Source organism: Paenarthrobacter sp. 10N417 (assembly GCF_056394745.1).
In genome coordinates, this window is the sequence record NZ_JBFTIL010000019.1 from 35,239 (window position 1) to 53,499 (window position 18,261).

Genomic DNA, 18,261 nt, shown 5'->3' on the forward strand with positions numbered 1-18,261 from the left:
GGGTGCGGCTTCTTCCGTCATATGGCTGGCGCGTGGGGGCTAGCGCTGCTGGCGATTCCGCAAGCCGGCTTGGCCTTCAAGCAGGCTCTGCAAGAGTGCGTCGAAGAGTTTTGCGGAGTTCTTGGCTGAATCGCCAGGCCAGTGGTGCACGGAGTGCGCTGCGCCTTGGATTTGCTGCCAGTTTGCCTGCTCCGGAATGTGCGGCGTCAGGAGCAGCTCGCCGAACATGGACTCCATCTCGGACAGCCGGAAGGTGTGCTCTGCTGACCCGGTGCGAACGCGGTTGGCGACGATTCCCGCTGGCGCCAGATGAGGAGCGAATTCCTGCCGGAACAACTGGATGGCGCGCATGGTCCGTTCGGTACCGGCCACGGAGAACAGGCCGGGCTCGGCCACGAGCACTACGCGGTCGCTGGCGCTCCATGCCATGCGGGTGAGCCCGTTCAGCGAAGGAGGGCAGTCCACAAGAATCAGTTCATAGTTGGTGGTTCCTGCAAGAACGGCCGAGAGCCTGCGAAGGTCGCGGCGGCCGAGATCCGGGCGGTCATAGATACCCGTGAACGCGGATCCAACAGCAACGTCAAGCCTGCCGCCGCTGGAACCGTTGGAAACCCAGCTGCTGCTGGCGACGTTCTCGGGAAGTTTCGCTTTCCGGGGACTCTTGAGCATGCGGCCAATGTCCAACTGGTCACCTCGATGGACGCCGAGTGCCGTCGTAGCGTCGGCATGGGGATCGAGGTCCACCACGAGGGTTGGAATGCCGGCCGCGAGGGCCGCGGACGCCAGGCCGGTGGTCACTGACGTCTTTCCCACTCCGCCTTTGAGGCTGCTGATGCTGACTACTTGCACTTGAAAACCCAAAACCTAACGCCGGTTGCCGTATCGCGCTGTTTTCCGCTCCGGGACCGCCGGAGCCGGGGCTTGCCGAAGCCCCTCCAACATCATATGGGGCGGGGCCGTGGATTCCCGCTTTCTACGCGCCCGGGTGCCGGAGGATGCTGCGGCCATTAGCACGGTGGGGAGTCGCGCGCACGCATATACAGCCCAGATGACGATTCCATTGTGATGGTTGCCACAAAGATTTGTGTTTGATGCTGGCGGCACTACACACTGTGACCACCGACCGATCCACCCGCAATGATGCAGGAGAAGTATGTTTTCGAAAATTCTGGTGGCCAATCGCGGCGAAATCGCGATCAGGGCGTTTCGCGCTGGTTATGAACTGGGCGCCAAGACCGTAGCCGTCTTTCCGCATGAGGATCGCAACTCGATCCACCGGCAGAAGGCCGACGAAGCTTACCTGATCGGCGAGGTGGGCCACCCTGTCCGCGCCTACCTGGACGTCGAGGAGGTTGTCCGCGTCGCCAAGGAAGCCGGCGCCGACGCCATCTACCCCGGCTATGGCTTCCTCTCGGAAAACCCTGACCTGGCCCGTGCGGCCAAGGCCGCGGGAATCACCTTCGTGGGCCCGCCTGCCGAGGTCCTGGAACTCGCAGGCAACAAGGTTGCTGCCCTGGAAGCTGCCCGCAAGGCCGGTGTCCCCGTGCTGAAGTCGAGCAAGCCTTCAAAGGACCTCGATGAACTGATCGCGGCAGCCGACGAAATCGGCTTCCCGATCTTCGCCAAGGCTGTTGCCGGCGGTGGTGGACGTGGCATGCGTCGCGTGGAGACCCGTGAAGCCCTCCCCGAAGCCCTGCAGTCCGCCATGCGCGAGGCCGATGCTGCGTTTGGCGATCCCACCATGTTCCTCGAGCAGGCCGTGTTGCGCCCGCGCCACATCGAAGTGCAGATCCTGGCGGACGCCGAGGGTAACGTCATGCACCTGTTCGAGCGTGATTGTTCCTTGCAGCGCCGCCACCAGAAGGTGGTGGAAATCGCCCCCGCGCCCAACCTGGATGAAAACATCCGCCAGGCGCTCTACCGTGACGCCGTGGCCTTCGCCAAGGCCCTGAACTACGTCAACGCCGGAACGGTTGAGTTCCTGGTAGACACCGAAGGCGAGCGTGCAGGCCAGCACGTGTTCATCGAAATGAACCCGCGCATCCAGGTGGAGCACACTGTTACCGAGGAAATCACGGATGTGGACCTCGTCCAGGCGCAAATGCGCATTGCATCCGGCGAGACACTGGCAGACCTTGGCCTGAGCCAGGAGACGGTCTCCATCAAGGGCGCCGCCCTGCAGTGCCGCATCACCACGGAGGATCCGGCCAACGGCTTCCGTCCCGACGTCGGAAAGATCACCGGCTACCGTTCCGCAGGTGGTGCCGGCGTGCGTCTCGACGGCGGCACCGTCTACTCCGGTGCCGAGATCAGCCCGCACTTCGACTCCATGCTCGTCAAGCTGACCTGCCGTGGCCGCGATTACCCGGCCGCCGTTGCCCGTGCGCGGCGTGGCCTGGCGGAATTCCGCATCCGTGGCGTGTCCACGAACATTCCTTTCCTGCAAGCCGTCCTCGCGGATCCGGACTTCAACGCCGGGAACGTGGCCACGGACTTTATCGACAAGCGCCCTGAACTGCTCAAGTCGCACATCTCTGCCGACCGTGGAACCAAGCTGCTCACGTGGCTGGCCGAGGTCACTGTGAACAAGCCGAATGGCGAGCTCAAGGTCCACTCCGACCCCGCCAGCAAGCTGCCCGTGATCGATGGTCCGGTGCCCACATCCGGTTCGCGCCAGAAGCTGCTGGAGCTCGGTCCGGAGGGCTTTGCGAAAGCGTTGCGTGAGCAGCAGGCAGTCGCCGTCACGGACACCACGTTCCGTGATGCCCACCAGTCCTTGCTGGCTACCCGTGTCCGTACCCGCGACCTCGTAGCGGCCGGCCCGGCCGTCACGGCGTTGCTGCCGGAGCTGCTTTCCGTCGAGGCCTGGGGTGGTGCGACGTACGACGTCGCGCTCCGCTTCCTTGGCGAGGACCCTTGGGACCGCTTGGCTGCTCTGCGGCAGGCACTGCCGAACACGTGTATCCAGATGCTGCTCCGTGGACGGAACACTGTTGGTTACACTCCTTACCCGGAAGAGGTGACCGAGGCCTTCGTCAACGAAGCAGCGGCTACCGGCATTGACATCTTCCGCATCTTCGACGCCCTCAATGACGTCAACCAGATGGCCCCGGCAATCCGGGCTGTGCGTGCAACAGGGACTGCCGTCGCAGAGGTCGCACTCTGCTACACCGGCAACCTCCTTGACCCCAACGAGGACCTGTACACCCTCGACTACTACCTGGACCTTGCCCAGAAGATCGTCGACGCCGGTGCCCACATCCTCGCCATCAAGGACATGGCAGGACTCCTGCGTCCCGCCGCGGCTGCCAAGCTCGTCTCCGCCCTGCGAGAGCGTTTCGACCTGCCCGTGCACTTGCACACGCACGACACCGCCGGTGGCCAGCTCGCAACTCTTCTGGCGGCCGTCGACGCCGGAGTGGACGCCGTTGACGTCGCTGCTGCCTCCTTGGCCGGGACTACAAGCCAGCCTGCCGCTTCGGCGCTGGTGGCAGCATTGGCCAATACGCCGCGCGACACCGGGATGAGCCTTGCCAACGTCGGTGCACTGGAGCCTTACTGGGAAGCGGTTCGACGGGTCTACGCGCCCTTCGAGTCCGGCCTGCCGGGTCCCACAGGCCGTGTGTACCAGCACGAGATCCCAGGTGGCCAGCTGTCCAACCTTCGCCAGCAGGCCATCGCCTTGGGCTTGGGGGAGCAGTTCGAAGCCATCGAGGACATGTACACGGCGGCCGACCGCATCCTGGGCCGCCTGGTCAAGGTGACTCCTTCCTCCAAGGTGGTGGGCGATCTCGCACTGCACCTTGTCGGCCTGAACGCTGACCCTGCGGATTTCAACGAGAACCCGCAGAACTACGACATCCCGGACTCCGTCATCGGCTTCCTTTCCGGCGAACTCGGAGATCCTCCCGGAGGCTGGCCCGAGCCGTTCCGTACCAAGGCCCTTCAAGGCCGCAGCATCAAGGTCCGGGACGTTGAGATCAGTTCAGAGGACAGCGCCGCGCTGAAGGGTGATTCGAAGACGCGCCAGCACACCCTGAACCGCTTGCTCTTCGCAGGTCCTACCAAGGACTACCTCAAGAGCGTGGAGACCTACGGCAATATCTCCGTGCTGGACACCCGTGATTACCTCTACGGTTTCCAGCAGGGCTCGGAGCACGTGATCGAGCTGGAGAAAGGCGTCCGCCTCATTGCCCAGCTTGAGGCCGTGTCCGAAGCTGACGAAAAGGGCATGCGTACGGTGATGTGTACGCTGAACGGCCAGTCGCGTCCAGTGGTTGTCCGCGACCGTTCCGTGGTGAGCAACGTCAAGGCGGCAGAGAAGGCCGACCCAGCACAGCCAGGCCAGGTTGCAGCCCCGTTCGCCGGGGCGGTCACCGTTACGGTCAAGGCAGGCGATGTCGTCAACGCCGGCGACACGGTTGCCACCATCGAGGCCATGAAGATGGAAGCATCCATCACGACGCCGGTGGCCGGCACGGTCTCCCGCCTCGCCATCTCCTCCGTGGAGCAGGTCCAGGGCGGCGATTTGCTGCTGGTGATCGGCTAACGATCCACAAACGAAAAACCCCTTCCGGAGGAATTCCGGAAGGGGTTTTTCGTTTGCTGTATCGCCGTAGCTACTGCGCGCGGGGCGCTGAATACATTTCTTCGATCACGACGTCAAAGTCCTTCATGACCTGGGCGCGCTTGACCTTCAGCGACGGAGTGAGGTGGCCGGAGGCCTCGGTGAAGTCCGCGGGGACTATCCGGAAGGACTTGATGGCCTCCGCTTGGGAAACTGACTGGTTCGCTTTGCTGATGAGGTCCTGGACGGCAGCCCTTACTACCGGGTTCTCGGCGGCTTCAGTCAAAGTGGTGCCGGATGCAAGCCCGTGGCGTTCCAGCCATCCCGGCAAGGCCTCTTCATCCAACGTGACCAGGGCGCCGATGAACGGGCGGTTATCGCCCACCACCAGAACCTGGGAAACCAAGGCGTCTGCACGGATCTGGTCTTCCAGCAGCGCAGGAACCACGTTCTTCCCACCTGCCGTGACGATGATTTCCTTCTTGCGGCCGGTGATCTTAAGGAAGCCATTGCTGTCCAGCTCGCCGATGTCCCCGGTGCGGAACCACCCGTCGGCAAAGGTTTCCTGCGTGAGGTCTTCGCGCTTGTAGTAGCCACGCATGACACAGACGCCCTTGGCGAGAATTTCGCCGTCGTCTGCGATCTTTACGGCGTTGCCGGGAAGCGGGGCGCCCACGGTGCCGATCCTGATCATCGAGGGAGTGTTGACGGAGATGGGCGCCGTGGTTTCCGTCAGGCCGTATCCCTCCAGGATCTGCAGGCCGATGCCTTGGAAGAAGTGGCCCAGGCGTTCGCCCAAGGGGCCGCCACCTGAGACAGCGTGCGCCACATGTCCGCCCATGGCGTCGCGGAGTTTTCCATAGACGAGTTTGTCGAACACTGCATGCTTGAGCTTCAACCCCAAGCCCAGGGAACCGGCCTGTCGAGCCTTGGAATACTCGATTGCCGTATCCACTGCACGGTGGAAAATGGCGCCCTTGCCGCTGTCCTCGGCTTTGGTCAGTGCCGAGTTGTAGACCTTCTCGAAGACGCGCGGCACAGCAAGGATGAATGTCGGCTGGAAGCTCTGCAGATCGGCCAGCAGATGCTTGATATCCGGAGTGTGGGCTACTTTGACGCCCCCTGCGACGGCCAGCACGGAGATGAACCGCGCAAAGACGTGGGCCAGCGGGAGGAACATGATGGTCTTGGCGGACTCGTTGATGATCTCGCCCAGCGCCGCACGGGCATTCTCGGAGAGCTCCACGAAGTTTCCGTGGGTCAGCTCGCAGCCCTTGGGCCTTCCTGTGGTTCCGGAGGTGTAGATGATGGTGGCAAGGTCCGTCAGGCCTGCAGCGGAGCGGCGCGTCTCCAGTTCCTCATCGGTGACACTGGTGCCAGCGGAGCGAAGGGCATCAAGGCCGGCACCCTCAAGCTGCCAAACGTTGGCCACTGACTGGATGTCTTCGGCTGCGACAGCTTGCCTGATGATGTCCTCGTGGTGGGCGGCTTCACCGAAGGCGGCCACAGCACCGGAATCGCCCAGGTTCCAGGCCACCTGCGATGGGGAAGAGGTCTCGTAAATCGGGACAGAAACGGCTCCTGCGAACCAGATGGCAAAGTCCACCAGCGACCATTCATAACGGGTCCGGGACATGATGCCGACGCGGTCGCCGGCGCCCACTCCACTGGCGATAAGGCCCTTTGCCAAGGCCCTGACATCGGCGAGGAAATCCGTGGCCCGGATGTCCTGCCATTGTGCGTTGCTGTCCAGTTTGGCGAACAGAGCCGGGTTTGAAGGCTTGGCCGCTTCCCGCACAACGAGGTCCGTGATGTTGGTTTCAGGGGCAACATTGACAAGAGGCGGAACACTGAATTCACGCACGGTAGCTCCTTTGATATCCATGGGCCGCGAGAGGCTGCTTTCACTCTAGTATGCCCACTCGCGGAGGTGTGTCCTATTTAACCTACTGGCGAGTAACTTTACGGATGACCGTCCGTTTCGAGCAACTTGGCGTGGTCCAGCGCTTGGCGATGTCTGCCTCCCCGGGCCCGGCAGAATAGGATGTTGGGATGCCTTCATTACGGTCCAGTTCCCGTGCCCGGCCCCGGCCACCAGTCGCTGCCTTGAAGGATGTTCCCTGGGCTGGGCGCAGGAGTCATTTGGGCCGGCGGGGGTTGGCCATCGGCATTGACATCGGCGGCACAAAGGTAGCTGCCGGGGTTGTTGACGCCGAGGGCAGGATCCTTGCCGAGGCACGCAGGTCCACGCCAGGCGCGGACCCCCGGGCCGTGGAGCAGACCATCGTGGAACTAGTTGATGAACTCAGCGCAGAGCACCGGATTGCCTCCGTGGGTATTGGCGCGGCCGGTTGGATGGACCTCGACGGCGGTACGGTACTGTTCAGTCCGCACCTTGCCTGGCGCAACGAGCCCCTGAGGGAAAGCCTTCAGAATCTATTGAGGCGGCCGGTCTTACTAACGAACGACGCCGACGCAGCCGCCTGGGCGGAGTGGCGCTTTGGCGCCGGCCAAGGTGAGAGCCGCCTGGTGTGCATCACGTTGGGCACGGGCATCGGCGGCGCAATGGTGATGGACGGGAGGGTTGAACGCGGCCGCTACGGTGTGGCAGGCGAATTCGGTCACCAGATCATTTTCCCTGGCGGGCACCGTTGCGAATGCGGCAACCGTGGCTGTTGGGAGCAATACGCGTCGGGGAACGCCCTCGGCCGTGAGGCCCGCCAATTGGTGCGAACCAACTCGCCTGAGGGCCGCGCACTCCTTGAGCGGGCGGGCGGTGTTGAGGAGAGCATCACCGGCGCTGCAGTTACAGTGTTGGCGCTTGCCGGGGACTCCACGTCAAGGGAACTGTTGGCGGACCAAGGTGAATGGTTGGGCTTGGGGCTGGCCAACCTGGCGGCGGCACTGGATCCCGGGATGTTCGTGATTGGCGGCGGATTGTGCGACGCCGGGGACCTGCTCGCCGGACCGGCCCGTGAGGCATTCGCCCGGAATTTGACGGGGCGTGGATTCCGTCCGATGGCAAGGATTGAGCTCGCCGCTCTGGGACCCCGTGCAGGCATGATCGGCGCTGCTGACCTTTCGAGGGTCAGCGGCCGTGCCCATAGCTAAGCCGGCCAACAACCAAGTGGGCGCGCGCACCTAGATGCGTGCGCCGTCGTCGTCCTCGTTTTTCTCGTGCGGTAGCCGCATGATCAGGTAGACGACGGAGGCTGCAAAGGCCACCACTATGCCAAGGATGGCCAGCAAGGGTGCCGAACGCCAGAACATCGCCGTAAAAAGCAGGGCGAGGGGGCCGCCTACAGCGCCGATCCATGCCAGCATGGTCAGCGGGTCCGTTCCCACCAGGCTGGGAGGCTCCTCGGGAACGAAGGCGCCGTCGTCGTCGTCCACTTCGAAATCGCGGGGACCCAGGGGCCTGCCGTCTGATTCTTCCTTTTCTCCTTGTGGCGTTCGGGCATCAGGTGCCGCTGCCGCGGATGGAGAAGACAGTCCCAGCGGATCAAAGTCCCTGAAGCCCTTTGGAGCGTCTTCCCTGGCCGGAGCGTCTTCCCTGGCTGGCCCGGTTTCTGCCTGGTCCCTTTCCTGCCGGCCCGGTTCCGAGGCCTCTCCGAGCGGTAAGGATTCCGTCGCCTCCAGCCGGGCCACCAAATCCAGCCAGACGGCGTCGTCGTCTTTGTTGGCGCTCTGATCGGCAGAGTTGGGATCAGGCCTGTTCATCGGCTTTGTCCTTTTCGAGGGAAGACCCGTCGCCGGCCAGGGCCGCCATGGTCTTTTGGATGAAGTCGACGGTTCCCGTGAAGATTTCAGGGGCGTCGTTGTCAAGGGTCGCAACATGATGGCTGTTGCTGAGGTAGGTGACGTCAACGGGCGCCTGGACCCGTGCACGAAGGAATTCGAGGCTGGCGTTGGAGATGACATTGTCCACTGTGGAGCGAAAGACCCGGACAGGGGAACTAATGCGGGGCAATAGCGCGGCAGTGTCTTTGTACATCTTCTTCAACTCGTGGGCCGCTGCAACCGGGGTGCGGGAATATGCCCCTTCGTCCTGGTCCGGCTTCAAAATGTCATTGGCGATTGCCGGAGTGCTCTTCATGACGTACTTGAGGGCCGCAACGATCACGGCGCGCGGGTCATCAAGTACCAGGCCGGGGTTTACCACAATGGTGCCGGCCACGGGCCGTGTCGCCGCAATGCGCAGCGCCAGCGTTCCGCCCATGGACAGTCCAGCCGCGAACACGAAATCGCATTCGCCTGCCAGTTCCCTGTAGGAATCATCAACGGCCCGGTGCCATTCACGCCATGAACGCGTGGCCATATCCTGCCAGGTAGTTCCGTGCCCGGGGAGCAACGGAACCCTGACGGCATATCCCGCCGCTGCCAGGTGCTCCGCCCAGGGCCGGACGCTGTGCGGGCTTCCCGTAAACCCGTGTGACATGACGACGCCAACCCGGGGGCCTGAGCCAGTCCAGTTGCTGAGGAACGGGGAGAAATCGGGAAGCATTTTCATGATGACTCTGAGGCTACTCTGTCCGCGGCATGCTGACGGAAAAACTGCGCCGATTCTTCAAAGATGGTGGGTGCATCCACATCCAACGTGGCTACGTGGCCGCTCGCCGGGAGGGTCACGACCTTGAGTCGGGAAGGGTCCATATGCCTGCTGATCATAGCTACGGAAGTGGGCGGGATGACGCCRTCCACTGAAGATTTGAAGACCAGCGCCGGGGCTTGAATTTGTGGGAGGGCCCGGGTTGCCTGGCGGAAGAGCTTCTTCAGTTCGTGCACTGACTTCAAAGGCGTCTTTGAGTAGTCACCGTCCTGTGTGGCGGCCGCCGTCGGTTTTTCTTCCTCAATGGGTGAGGTGGTGGGCATGACGTACTTGAGTGCTCCGACGTACCTGACCCGGCGATCGTAGAAACTCAACCCTGGGTTCACCAGGACCAGGCCTGGAACATCGTGCAGTGAAGCGAGGCGGAGGGCAACGGCACCGCCCATGGACAGGCCTGCCACAAAACACGTCTCGGTCCGGGCGGCAAGGTCCAGATAGCTTCGCTCAAATGTCCTGTACCAGTCCTGCCATCGTGTGGTGGCGAGATCATGCCAGCTGGTTCCGTGACCGGGAAGCAAAGGCACTGAAACGGAAAATCCCTGCCCGGCCAGATACTCGGCCCAGGGCAGGACGCTCAGCGGGCTACCCGTAAATCCGTGGCAGATGGCCACTCCGGTGGAAGCATTGGCTCCATGGCCGGGATGGTGGAAAGCGAGCGGCGCGGCTGGTTGGTTGCGTTCCGTCATGGCTCCATCGTGTCACTCTTACCGATATTTCTCTCTGGAGTAGGGTTGCTGTTGAGTCCCACCGGCTTGGCCGGAAGGACGCCCGTAAACCGGCCGTGAGAGGACAAACGTGTTCTATTGGGTCATGAAGAGGATCTTTCTTGGTCCTGTTCTCAAACTCCTGTTCCGGCCATGGGTCAAAGGGCTGGACAACGTCCCCGGAAACGGCCCAGCAATCCTGGCGTCCAACCATTTGTCCTTTTCGGACTCCATCTTCCTGCCCCTGATGGTGGATCGGCCCGTGATCTTCCTTGCCAAGTCCGAGTACTTCACCGGCAAGGGCATGAAGGGCCGCTTGACGGCGCTGTTCTTCAGGCTGACGAACCAACTGCCCATGGACCGCTCCGGCGGAGCCGCGTCGGAGCTGTCGCTGCAAGCCGGGAAGGACGTCCTGAATTCCGGCGGGCTCTTGGGGATCTACCCCGAAGGCACCCGGAGTCCGGACGCCAAGCTCTACCGCGGCAAGGTGGGTGTTGCGCGGCTCGCGCTCCAGACCCGTGTCCCTGTGGTGCCGGTGGCGATGATTGGCACGGAAAAGGTCCAGCCCATTGGCAAGAGGCTGCCCAGCATCCGGCGTATCGGTGTCATCTTTGGGCAGCCCTTGGACTTCAGCCGCTATTACGGCATGGAGGATGACCGGCTCATTCAACGGGCTGCAACTGACGAAATCATGTACGAGCTGATGCGGCTTTCCGGACAAGAGTATGTGGACGAGTACGCAGCTGTGGTCAAGGCCCGCCTGGACGGCAAAGGGCCCGGGACCGTGGGTAAAGTCAAAGCGGCCGAGGAGGCCCCTTCAGACATCGCCGATGACAAGGATGAACCCAAGGAAGACGGGGGAGCGGCCAGCGGGGGACTGTGACGCATTCGGCAGGGACAGTTACGCCTGCAGTGCCCCAACCTTGGCGGAGGCTACTACTCTTGAAGGGTGACTGAGCTAACCGCGAACACCGCACCCCCTGTAGTAGACCCACTCGCCAGCACCGCCCAGAGTGGGGCTGCAAATTACCCCGGCCTTGACGCCTGGCGGGACCTGCCGATTTCCCAGCAGCCCACGTGGTCTGACTCCGAGGTCTTCAAGGCCTCCGTCAAGGAACTTTCCGTCGTTCCGCCTTTGGTATTTGCCGGCGAAGTTGATGTTCTTCGGGAGCGCTTGGCTGCGGCCGCCCAGGGCAAGGCTTTCCTCCTGCAGGGTGGAGACTGCGCAGAAACCTTTGAAGCCGCTACCGCGGACAAGATCAGCGCACGCGTCAAGACGATCCTCCAGATGGCCGTCGTGCTGACGTACGGTGCGGCGATGCCGGTCATCAAGATGGGCCGCATGGCCGGCCAATTTGCCAAGCCACGATCGTCCAACGATGAAACTCGCGACGGCGTGACACTTCCCGCATACCGCGGAGATATCGTCAACGGCTACGACTTCACACCCGAGTCCCGCGCGCACGACGCCGGCAGGATGCTGAAGGCTTACCATACGTCGGCATCCACACTGAACCTGATCCGGGCATTCACCCAAGGTGGCTTCGCGGATCTTCGGCTGGTCCACCAATGGAACAAGGGCTTCACTGAGAACCCGGCGCATGCCCGGTACGAGTCCCTTGCCCGCGACATTGATCGCGCCATCATGTTCATGGACTCCTGTGGTGCTGACTTCGAGGCGCTCAAGCGGGTTGAGTTCTTCGCCAGCCACGAGGCACTGCTGCTCGACTACGAACGCGCACTGACCCGCATCGACTCCCGCACCGGCCTGCCCTACGACACTTCCGCCCACTTCCTCTGGATCGGCGAGCGGACCCGCGAACTTGATCATGCCCACGTGGACTTCCTTTCCCGTGTACGGAACCCCATTGGAGTCAAGCTCGGCCCCACCACCAGCGGCGACGATGCCCTGCGCCTCATCGACAAGCTGGACCCGAACCGCGAACCCGGGCGCCTGACATTCATTACCCGCATGGGTGCCACCAACATCCGCGAAAAGCTGCCGGCCGTCGTCGAGCGCGTTACTGCCTCCGGTGCCCAGGTCCTGTGGGTCACGGACCCGATGCACGGCAACACGGTGACCTCGCCAAACGGGTACAAGACCCGCAACTTCGACGACGTCATCGATGAAGTACGTGGATTCTTCGAGGTACACCACTCCCTGGGAACGGTTCCGGGTGGTCTGCATGTCGAAATGACCGGCGACGACGTCGCTGAGTGCCTCGGTGGTGCAGATCCCATCGATCAGGACGCTTTCCTGGACCGCTATGAGTCTGTCTGCGATCCGCGCCTGAACCACATGCAGTCCCTCGAGATGGCCTTCCTCGTGGCAGGAGCTCTCTCCAAGCGGTAGTAGATACAAGAAAGGTGCGGTCCGGATGAATCCGGACCGCACCTTTTTTCGTGAACCTTTCAGATAATCGTCCCGCCGGTTCGCTAGACGACGGTCAATGTCACCACTGACTCCTCAGGTACTTCGGTGTTCACTGGGTTCTGATCGCGGACTGTGCCGAAGAATCCACCCAAAATCTTGTTGATCTCTACTTTGAAACCGAGCTTTTTCAGTTCCTTCTCTGCATCATCGGCCTGCTTGCCAATAAAGCTCGGCACTTTCACCAGCTTGGGTCCCTTGGACAGCGTCAGGGTCACCGTTTCACCGCGGACGAGCGTGCCGTTGCCAGGGGACTGCGCCACAACGGCGCCCTTGGGCACAGATTTGTCGTTGACCGTCTCCGGGGCTACAGCGGCCTTCAAACCGGCATCCTGAATTGCTTTCACGGCAGCATCCTGCGGCAAACCCCGAACATCGGGAACGGGGATGGGCTGGGGTCCTTTGGAAACAACGAAGGAAACGGGCGTGCCGTGGCGGACTTCTTTGCCCGGGGCAGGGTCCTGGGAGATGACAATGCCTGCGGGGATCTTTTCGTCGAAAGCCTCTGTGACGTTGCCAAGGGTCATTTGGGCAGCGTTCAGGGCCGTCTTTGCGTCATCAAGAGTCCCACCTGTCAGCCCAGGGAGCGCGAAGAGCTGTGCGCCTTTTGAAACGAAAAGTGCGATGGTTTGAAACTTCCGTACCACTTCCCCGGATTTGGGTTCAGTCCCGACGGCGAGCCCGGCCTGGACGTCGTCGTCGAATACATCCTTAGGCTCGGACTGGAATCCGGCTGTTCGCAGGAGTTGTTGGGCCTCGGCCACTGTCTTGTTCTTGACATCGGGAACGGTGCCTGGAGATCCAGGTCCCATGCCGAAGAACCATCCGGCAGAACCTGCCAGCAGCGCCAGGATCACGATCACGACTGTCCAAATAACAGCGCGCCGCCGGGGATTGCCTTCACGCAAGGGGCGCATCGGGGTGGCAGCAGCCCGGGCCTGGTCTTTAGCCTGTTGCCGCTCCAGCTTCTTCTGCTCCCGTTTGCTGGGCTGGCGCAGGTCATCGTCCACACCGGGAAGGGCCAGGTCGGCGTTGCGTGGTTGCCGTACAGATCCTGCCATCACGGTTGTCGGGTTGCTCTGGTGTGGGATGAATTCGGTGGGCGATGCTGTAGTGGCAAGGGCCTCGGTGGGGTTCTCTTGCGGGGTGGCTCCCTGCCGAGCGGCGCCGGAAGCGCGACCCGCCGAACCAGCTGCCCCAGCAGCAGCGCCAGGGGAGAGGGGCCGGGAGGAGGGCTGCCTGTGGTCCAGTTGTTCGTCGCTCAGTGTGGTTCGGATGTGGCGCAGTTCCGACAGCAAGGCGGAGCCGTCCACGGGCCGGTTTTCGGCGTCCACAGCAGTACACCACTGCACCAGTTCGTCCAGATCTTCGGCAAGACCGGGAGCAGCTTCGGAGGGGCGGCCAACTACGGCGTTGACGTGCTGGTAAGCAACTTGAATCGGGGACTCACCAGCATATGGCTGCTTGCCTGTGAGCATTTCGTACAGCATAATGCCCGCTGAGTAGACGTCGCTGCGGGCATCAGCGGGTTTGCCGAGCACCAATTCGGGAGCGAGGTACGCGACCGTGCCGATCAAGGCGCCAGTACTTGTGGTGGCCGTGACAGCCCTGGCTAATCCGAAGTCGCCTACCTTGATCCGGCCATCTTCGGCTATGAGCACGTTCTCGGGCTTGATGTCCCTATGGATGAGTCCTGATCCGTGGGCTGCCGCTAAACCTTCGATGACCGGATCGATCAGGGCGAGGGCAAGGCGCGGTGGAAGTGCACCCTGCTGGTTGATGACGTCGCGGAGCGTATGGCCTTTGACATACTCCATCACCAGATACGCGATGTGCCCGTCTTCGCCTTGGTCCAGCACGCTGACAACGTGGGGATGGGACAGGCTCGCAGCGGCCTTGGCCTCGCGGCTGAGCCGCTCCAGGAACGTCTCGTCATTGGCCAGGTGCGGGTGCAGGACTTTGAGGGCCACGTCGCGCTCCAGGCGCTGGTCTGTGGCCAGGTAGACGGTGGACATTCCACCTCTGGCAAGTCGTGATCGGACGTTGTAGCGCCCGTCCACGGTGGTCCCGATGAGGTGGTCCTGCGTTGGTTCCTGCACCATACGATCCTAAACGAGGCAGGGAAGAGGCCCGAATCCGCAAAGGACCCGGGCCTCGTCCGAAGGTGCTTGGGAACGGCCTAGCCGAAAGTACGTTGCCGGGCCTTGATCGATTCGACATAGCGCTTGGTGTCGTCGTACATGCCGTACTTGCTGACCGAGTACTGCCCTTGGTAGTAACCCGCAATGGCGTTGTCGAGGTCTTTGCTGGTGGCGATGAGTGCCCTGATGATGGCGACGCCGGCCGTTGCATTGTCATAGGGATCTAGGAGGTTGAGCTTGCGGCCCACCAAATCAGATGCCCATTGGCCGGAGGAAGGAATGACCTGCATGGTTCCAATGGCGTTGGCGGGGGAGACCGCACGCTGGTCGAAACCGGATTCCTGTTCGGCGAAGGCAAGTGCCAATGAGGGGCTGACTCCCATGCGCCGGGCGGTATCAGCCACGATTGTTTTCATTTCATCACGGCTCGGGACAGGCGAAGCGTTCAGCAGCGCCTTGTTCTCGTTGGCGGAGCTGACGACAGCGGGCGGGTACGTAAAGCCGAGGAACGAGCTCGGCACCAGGGGCTTGGTTTCCCCGGCGGGCTGCAGTGACGTAGTGCCGGGGATGGTGAGCTTCTGTCCGGGGTAAATGACGGTCGTTGCCGAAACTGTATTGACGCTCATCAGCGCTGACAACGAAACGTTGTGACGGGATGCAATGGAGCTCAGGGTGTCGCCCGCTTTGATGGTGTAGGAGCCAGTGTTGGCTACGGGAGTGGCCACAGGTGCCGGAGCCGGGGCAGGAGCAGAGGGAGTCGAGGGCGAAGAGTCCCCACTGACCTTGATCTTCTGGCCAGGGTAGATGATGGAGCTGCCACTGAGATTGTTCCAGCTGAAGATGCTGGACAGTGGGACACCGTACCGGGCGGCGATCGCGCCCAGCGTATCGCCAGAAACCACCGTGTAGGTTGTGGCATTTGAAGGTGCGCTCGGCGCCGGCGCGGGCGCCTGGTCAGGGGCGGCCGGGGCAGTGCCAGTGAGTTTGATGGTCTGGCCCGGGTAAATAAGCGTTGTCGCCGTGAGCTTGTTCAACTGCAGGACGGCGGACGTGTCCAGGTTGAAGCGGCGTGCAATGGCACTGATGGTGTCTCCGCGGACGATCTTGTAGGTGTCCGGTACGGAGGGAGTCATGGGCCGCAGGGCGGACGGAAGCGTCGCCGCAACCGCTTGGGCGGGAATCACATTGCCCACTTTGGTGGCCTGGGCCTTCATGGCTGCAGCGAGGGTAGCGGGAATCTTGCGCGGCTGGGGTGCCGGTGCAGCCGTGGCTGGCTGGGCCAAGGCAAGCGAGGACAAAACCACGGCGGGAAGCGCAGCCGTGGTTGCCGCAATAACCGGCATGCTCATGGTTCGTTTCGGCGAGCGGGGCGTCGTCATGGAATGTGTCCTCATCTCAGCAGCGGGAGTTAGTTTGTGTTGCCGCTGTTACCAGTGTTGCCAATGTTACTGATGTTATCAATGTTGCAAGTGTGATCAGTGTGAATCTCTCACACTTATTCATCAGGCACAACAATTCGCGCGCTTTGGAAATCTCCTCGCCGAATTCACCCCCATGAAAAGGCGACTTTCTCCGGCGTGGAGGGTCGCCGTCGTACTTCGGCTAGGCGACAGGCAGCCCGGCGTGGCAACCTTGTTCCGTGAGTAATGTAGAAAGCCTTGTTTCCGACTGGTTGCCGCTGCCGGATGTCGCCGAGCTGCTCGGAGTTTCCATCACCAAAGTCCACGGACTGTTGGATGAGCGTGCGCTGGTTGCCATCAGGCGGGGGGAGCGGAATATCCGCTCGATTCCGGCGCTGTTTATTCAGGATGGACACGTCGTGGACAGCTTGAAGGGAACCATTGCGGTTCTTAGCGATGCCGGTTACAACGACGAAGAACTCATCGTGTGGTTGTTTACCCCTGACGATTCATTGCGCGGACGGCCTATCGATGCATTGCGCGAAGGACGCAAGACGGAGATTCGGCGTCGCGCCCAGTCTCTCGCCTGGTAACGCAGTCTCGCCCGGTAGTCGGTTAGCCGACAGTTGGATTCCGTCATAAGCAGTTAAACATCGGACGACGGCGGTTCTTGACCGCCGTCGTCGTCTCAACGCCTGGGAAGTGCCATCAAGCGGCCCGGCTGACAGCTGCCTCAGCCAGTTGGCGCAATGCTGTGAGCGGTAATTCTTCCACCGGCAGCTCTTCCAGGGCGGCGAAGGCTTGGTCGCTCAGCTCGTCAATAAGGGACTCCGTGGCATCAAGCGCTCCGCAGTTGACCATTATATTGCGGATTGTGGAAACATCGTCCTCACCCAGATCCGGTTTCCCCAGCATTTCGTCCAGGTACGTGGCTTGATCCGTGGGAGCCAGGTTAATGGCAAATCCAACGAGCACTGTCCGTTTGCCCTCGCGGAGGTCATCGCCCGCGGGTTTTCCTGTCGTCTCGGGATCGCCGAAAACACCCAGGACATCATCGCGCAATTGGAACGCCTCGCCCAAGGGCAAGGAAAATGCGGAATATGCCTTCAGCAGCTCTTTGGATGCGCCTGCCAACGCTCCACCCAGGGCCAAGGGGTGCTCGGTGGAATATTTTGCGGATTTGTAGCGAATAATCGAGGTGGCGCGGTCCACGGAACCCGCTCGATCGCGTACAGGGCCGGCTACTTCCTCGAGAATGTCCAGGTATTGCCCGGCCATTACCTCGGCCCGCATGAGATTGAAAATACGGCGTGCTTCGCTTCCTGCTGCTGCCCGGGGTCCGATTTCCGTGAAGGATTCCTCGCTGAAGGAAAGGCACAAATCGCCGGTCAGGATCGCCGCTGCATGGCCGAAGCGTTCATTGTCCAGCGCCCAACCATTGGCCTGATGGAGTTGGCTGAAGCGACGGTGCACACTGGGACCCCCGCGACGCGTATCCGAACGGTCAATGATGTCGTCGTGGATGAGGGCCGCGGCTTGGAAAAGTTCCAAAGCACAACCGGCCGTCAGGATGTCCGAGTCACCGGCGGGACCGCCCGCACCCCGCCAGCCCCAGTAGCACATCAGCGCACGGAGCCGTTTTCCGCCGGTGACGAGGTTCGATATTGACCCCATAAGGGGAGCGACATCGGGCGAAATCGTAGCCATCATGTCCTGCTGGACCGCCAGGAACTCATTCAGCTTCCCGGCTACGCCGCCAATAAACTCGAGTTGCTCCGTGTGGAGTTGGGAAACCGGTGTCACTTGACGGACCCGGCCRCCACGTTCGCGCCGATCGTGAACGTGGAAACGCCTTCCTTTTGCCTCACGGAAACATTGACCGTTTCACCGTCACCGCGGATGAAGTCGATCGACGTGACGTTGCCTACGGCTTGGGCGCCCGGAACAACCTTGAACCCTTGCGCTTCAAGGGATGTCTTGTAGTAATCCACCACGCTTTCCGGCGGAGCTTTAACCGTTCCTACGAGCGCAACGGTGGTAGGAGACACGTTTTTGTCAAAGCTGCTGGAGCGCACGGACGTCTTGGGCATCACCGGGATGAGCTGTTCCGGAAAGCCGGGGACCAAGGCGCCCACTGTGGCCGTCGCGCCCGGCACAGGTCCGGCTGATCCGGACGAGTCAGGAGCCTGAGTCGAGGATGAAGGGGATGCCGGGGAAGATGGCGCAGCCGTGGAGGAATCAGAGGAGCTCCCCGATGCGGATGGGGCCGGGCTGCTGGTGGGCGGAGTACAGGCGGAAACCGCCAGGGCGACACTCGCTGCGAGCAGGGCAAACCCTCGCGATTGAGGAGTTCCAAAGAGCTTCACAGGGGTATCCTTCCTTGGGCTGACGGGGGACTGTGCCTCCAGT

14 protein-coding genes are annotated in these 18,261 nt (G+C 62.0%); 5 read left to right on the forward strand and 9 right to left on the reverse strand.

Annotated elements, in window-relative coordinates; translation table 11 throughout:
* Positions 1-39: 39 nt before the first annotated feature.
* On the reverse strand, positions 40-849 hold the full coding sequence (locus tag AC1DCM_RS20285) for a ParA family protein (RefSeq protein WP_477519488.1): 810 nt from the start codon (positions 847-849) through the stop codon (positions 40-42).
* Between the two features lie 304 nt (positions 850-1,153).
* Here AC1DCM_RS20285 and AC1DCM_RS20290 point away from each other — a divergent pair, with 304 nt between their 5' ends.
* Entirely contained in the window at positions 1,154-4,549 is a 3,396-nt protein-coding gene (locus tag AC1DCM_RS20290) for a pyruvate carboxylase (RefSeq protein WP_442017594.1), read from the forward strand.
* A gap of 70 nt (positions 4,550-4,619) precedes the next feature.
* Here the strand turns inward: AC1DCM_RS20290 and AC1DCM_RS20295 are convergent, their stop codons facing one another.
* Positions 4,620-6,431, reverse strand: coding sequence for an AMP-dependent synthetase/ligase (locus AC1DCM_RS20295; RefSeq protein ID WP_442017593.1), 1,812 nt, complete (start codon positions 6,429-6,431; stop codon positions 4,620-4,622).
* 188 nt (positions 6,432-6,619) lie between these two features.
* Here AC1DCM_RS20295 and AC1DCM_RS20300 point away from each other — a divergent pair, with 188 nt between their 5' ends.
* Positions 6,620-7,678 carry an ROK family protein gene (locus AC1DCM_RS20300; RefSeq protein ID WP_442005595.1) on the forward strand — a complete coding sequence of 353 codons (1,059 nt, stop codon included), beginning with the start codon at positions 6,620-6,622 and terminating at the stop codon, positions 7,676-7,678.
* 30 nt (positions 7,679-7,708) lie between these two features.
* Here AC1DCM_RS20300 and AC1DCM_RS20305 read toward each other — a convergent pair whose 3' ends face one another.
* The 3 genes from AC1DCM_RS20305 to AC1DCM_RS20315 are packed head-to-tail and all read right to left on the reverse strand — an operon-like array spanning position 7,709 to position 9,862.
* A complete protein-coding gene (locus AC1DCM_RS20305) occupies positions 7,709-8,287 on the reverse strand; it encodes a hypothetical protein (protein WP_477519489.1) in 579 nt (192 codons plus the stop codon).
* Entirely contained in the window at positions 8,274-9,077 is an 804-nt protein-coding gene (locus AC1DCM_RS20310; protein ID WP_442005593.1) for an alpha/beta hydrolase, read from the reverse strand. The genes AC1DCM_RS20305 and AC1DCM_RS20310 overlap by 14 nt, the downstream gene beginning before the upstream one ends.
* Positions 9,074-9,862, reverse strand: a complete 789-nt coding sequence (locus AC1DCM_RS20315) for an alpha/beta hydrolase (RefSeq protein WP_442005592.1) — start codon at positions 9,860-9,862, stop codon at positions 9,074-9,076. The genes AC1DCM_RS20310 and AC1DCM_RS20315 overlap by 4 nt, the downstream gene beginning before the upstream one ends.
* 109 nt (positions 9,863-9,971) lie before the next feature.
* Here AC1DCM_RS20315 and AC1DCM_RS20320 point away from each other — a divergent pair, with 109 nt between their 5' ends.
* Positions 9,972-10,763 carry a lysophospholipid acyltransferase family protein gene (locus tag AC1DCM_RS20320; RefSeq protein WP_442005591.1) on the forward strand — a complete coding sequence of 264 codons (792 nt, stop codon included), beginning with the start codon at positions 9,972-9,974 and terminating at the stop codon, positions 10,761-10,763.
* A 66-nt stretch (positions 10,764-10,829) separates the two neighbouring features.
* A complete protein-coding gene (locus AC1DCM_RS20325) occupies positions 10,830-12,233 on the forward strand; it encodes a class II 3-deoxy-7-phosphoheptulonate synthase (RefSeq protein WP_442005590.1) in 1,404 nt (467 codons plus the stop codon).
* An 83-nt stretch (positions 12,234-12,316) separates the two neighbouring features.
* Here AC1DCM_RS20325 and pknB read toward each other — a convergent pair whose 3' ends face one another.
* Complete coding sequence (gene pknB / locus AC1DCM_RS20330) at positions 12,317-14,413, reverse strand: Stk1 family PASTA domain-containing Ser/Thr kinase (RefSeq protein WP_477519490.1); 2,097 nt, start codon at positions 14,411-14,413, stop codon at positions 12,317-12,319.
* A 77-nt stretch (positions 14,414-14,490) separates the two neighbouring features.
* Entirely contained in the window at positions 14,491-15,831 is a 1,341-nt protein-coding gene (locus AC1DCM_RS20335) for a lytic transglycosylase (RefSeq protein ID WP_477519491.1), read from the reverse strand.
* A gap of 260 nt (positions 15,832-16,091) precedes the next feature.
* On the opposite strand from AC1DCM_RS20335, the gene AC1DCM_RS20340 reads away from it, so the two are divergent.
* A complete protein-coding gene (locus AC1DCM_RS20340) occupies positions 16,092-16,445 on the forward strand; it encodes an Rv2175c family DNA-binding protein (RefSeq protein ID WP_442005587.1) in 354 nt (117 codons plus the stop codon).
* Between the two features lie 115 nt (positions 16,446-16,560).
* Here AC1DCM_RS20340 and AC1DCM_RS20345 read toward each other — a convergent pair whose 3' ends face one another.
* Both AC1DCM_RS20345 and AC1DCM_RS20350 read right to left on the reverse strand, forming a co-directional pair.
* Entirely contained in the window at positions 16,561-17,655 is a 1,095-nt protein-coding gene (locus AC1DCM_RS20345; protein WP_477519492.1) for a polyprenyl synthetase family protein, read from the reverse strand.
* Entirely contained in the window at positions 17,652-18,218 is a 567-nt protein-coding gene (locus AC1DCM_RS20350; protein WP_477519493.1) for a hypothetical protein, read from the reverse strand. Before AC1DCM_RS20350 ends, AC1DCM_RS20345 begins: the two co-directional genes overlap by 4 nt.
* Positions 18,219-18,261 lie beyond the last annotated feature (43 nt).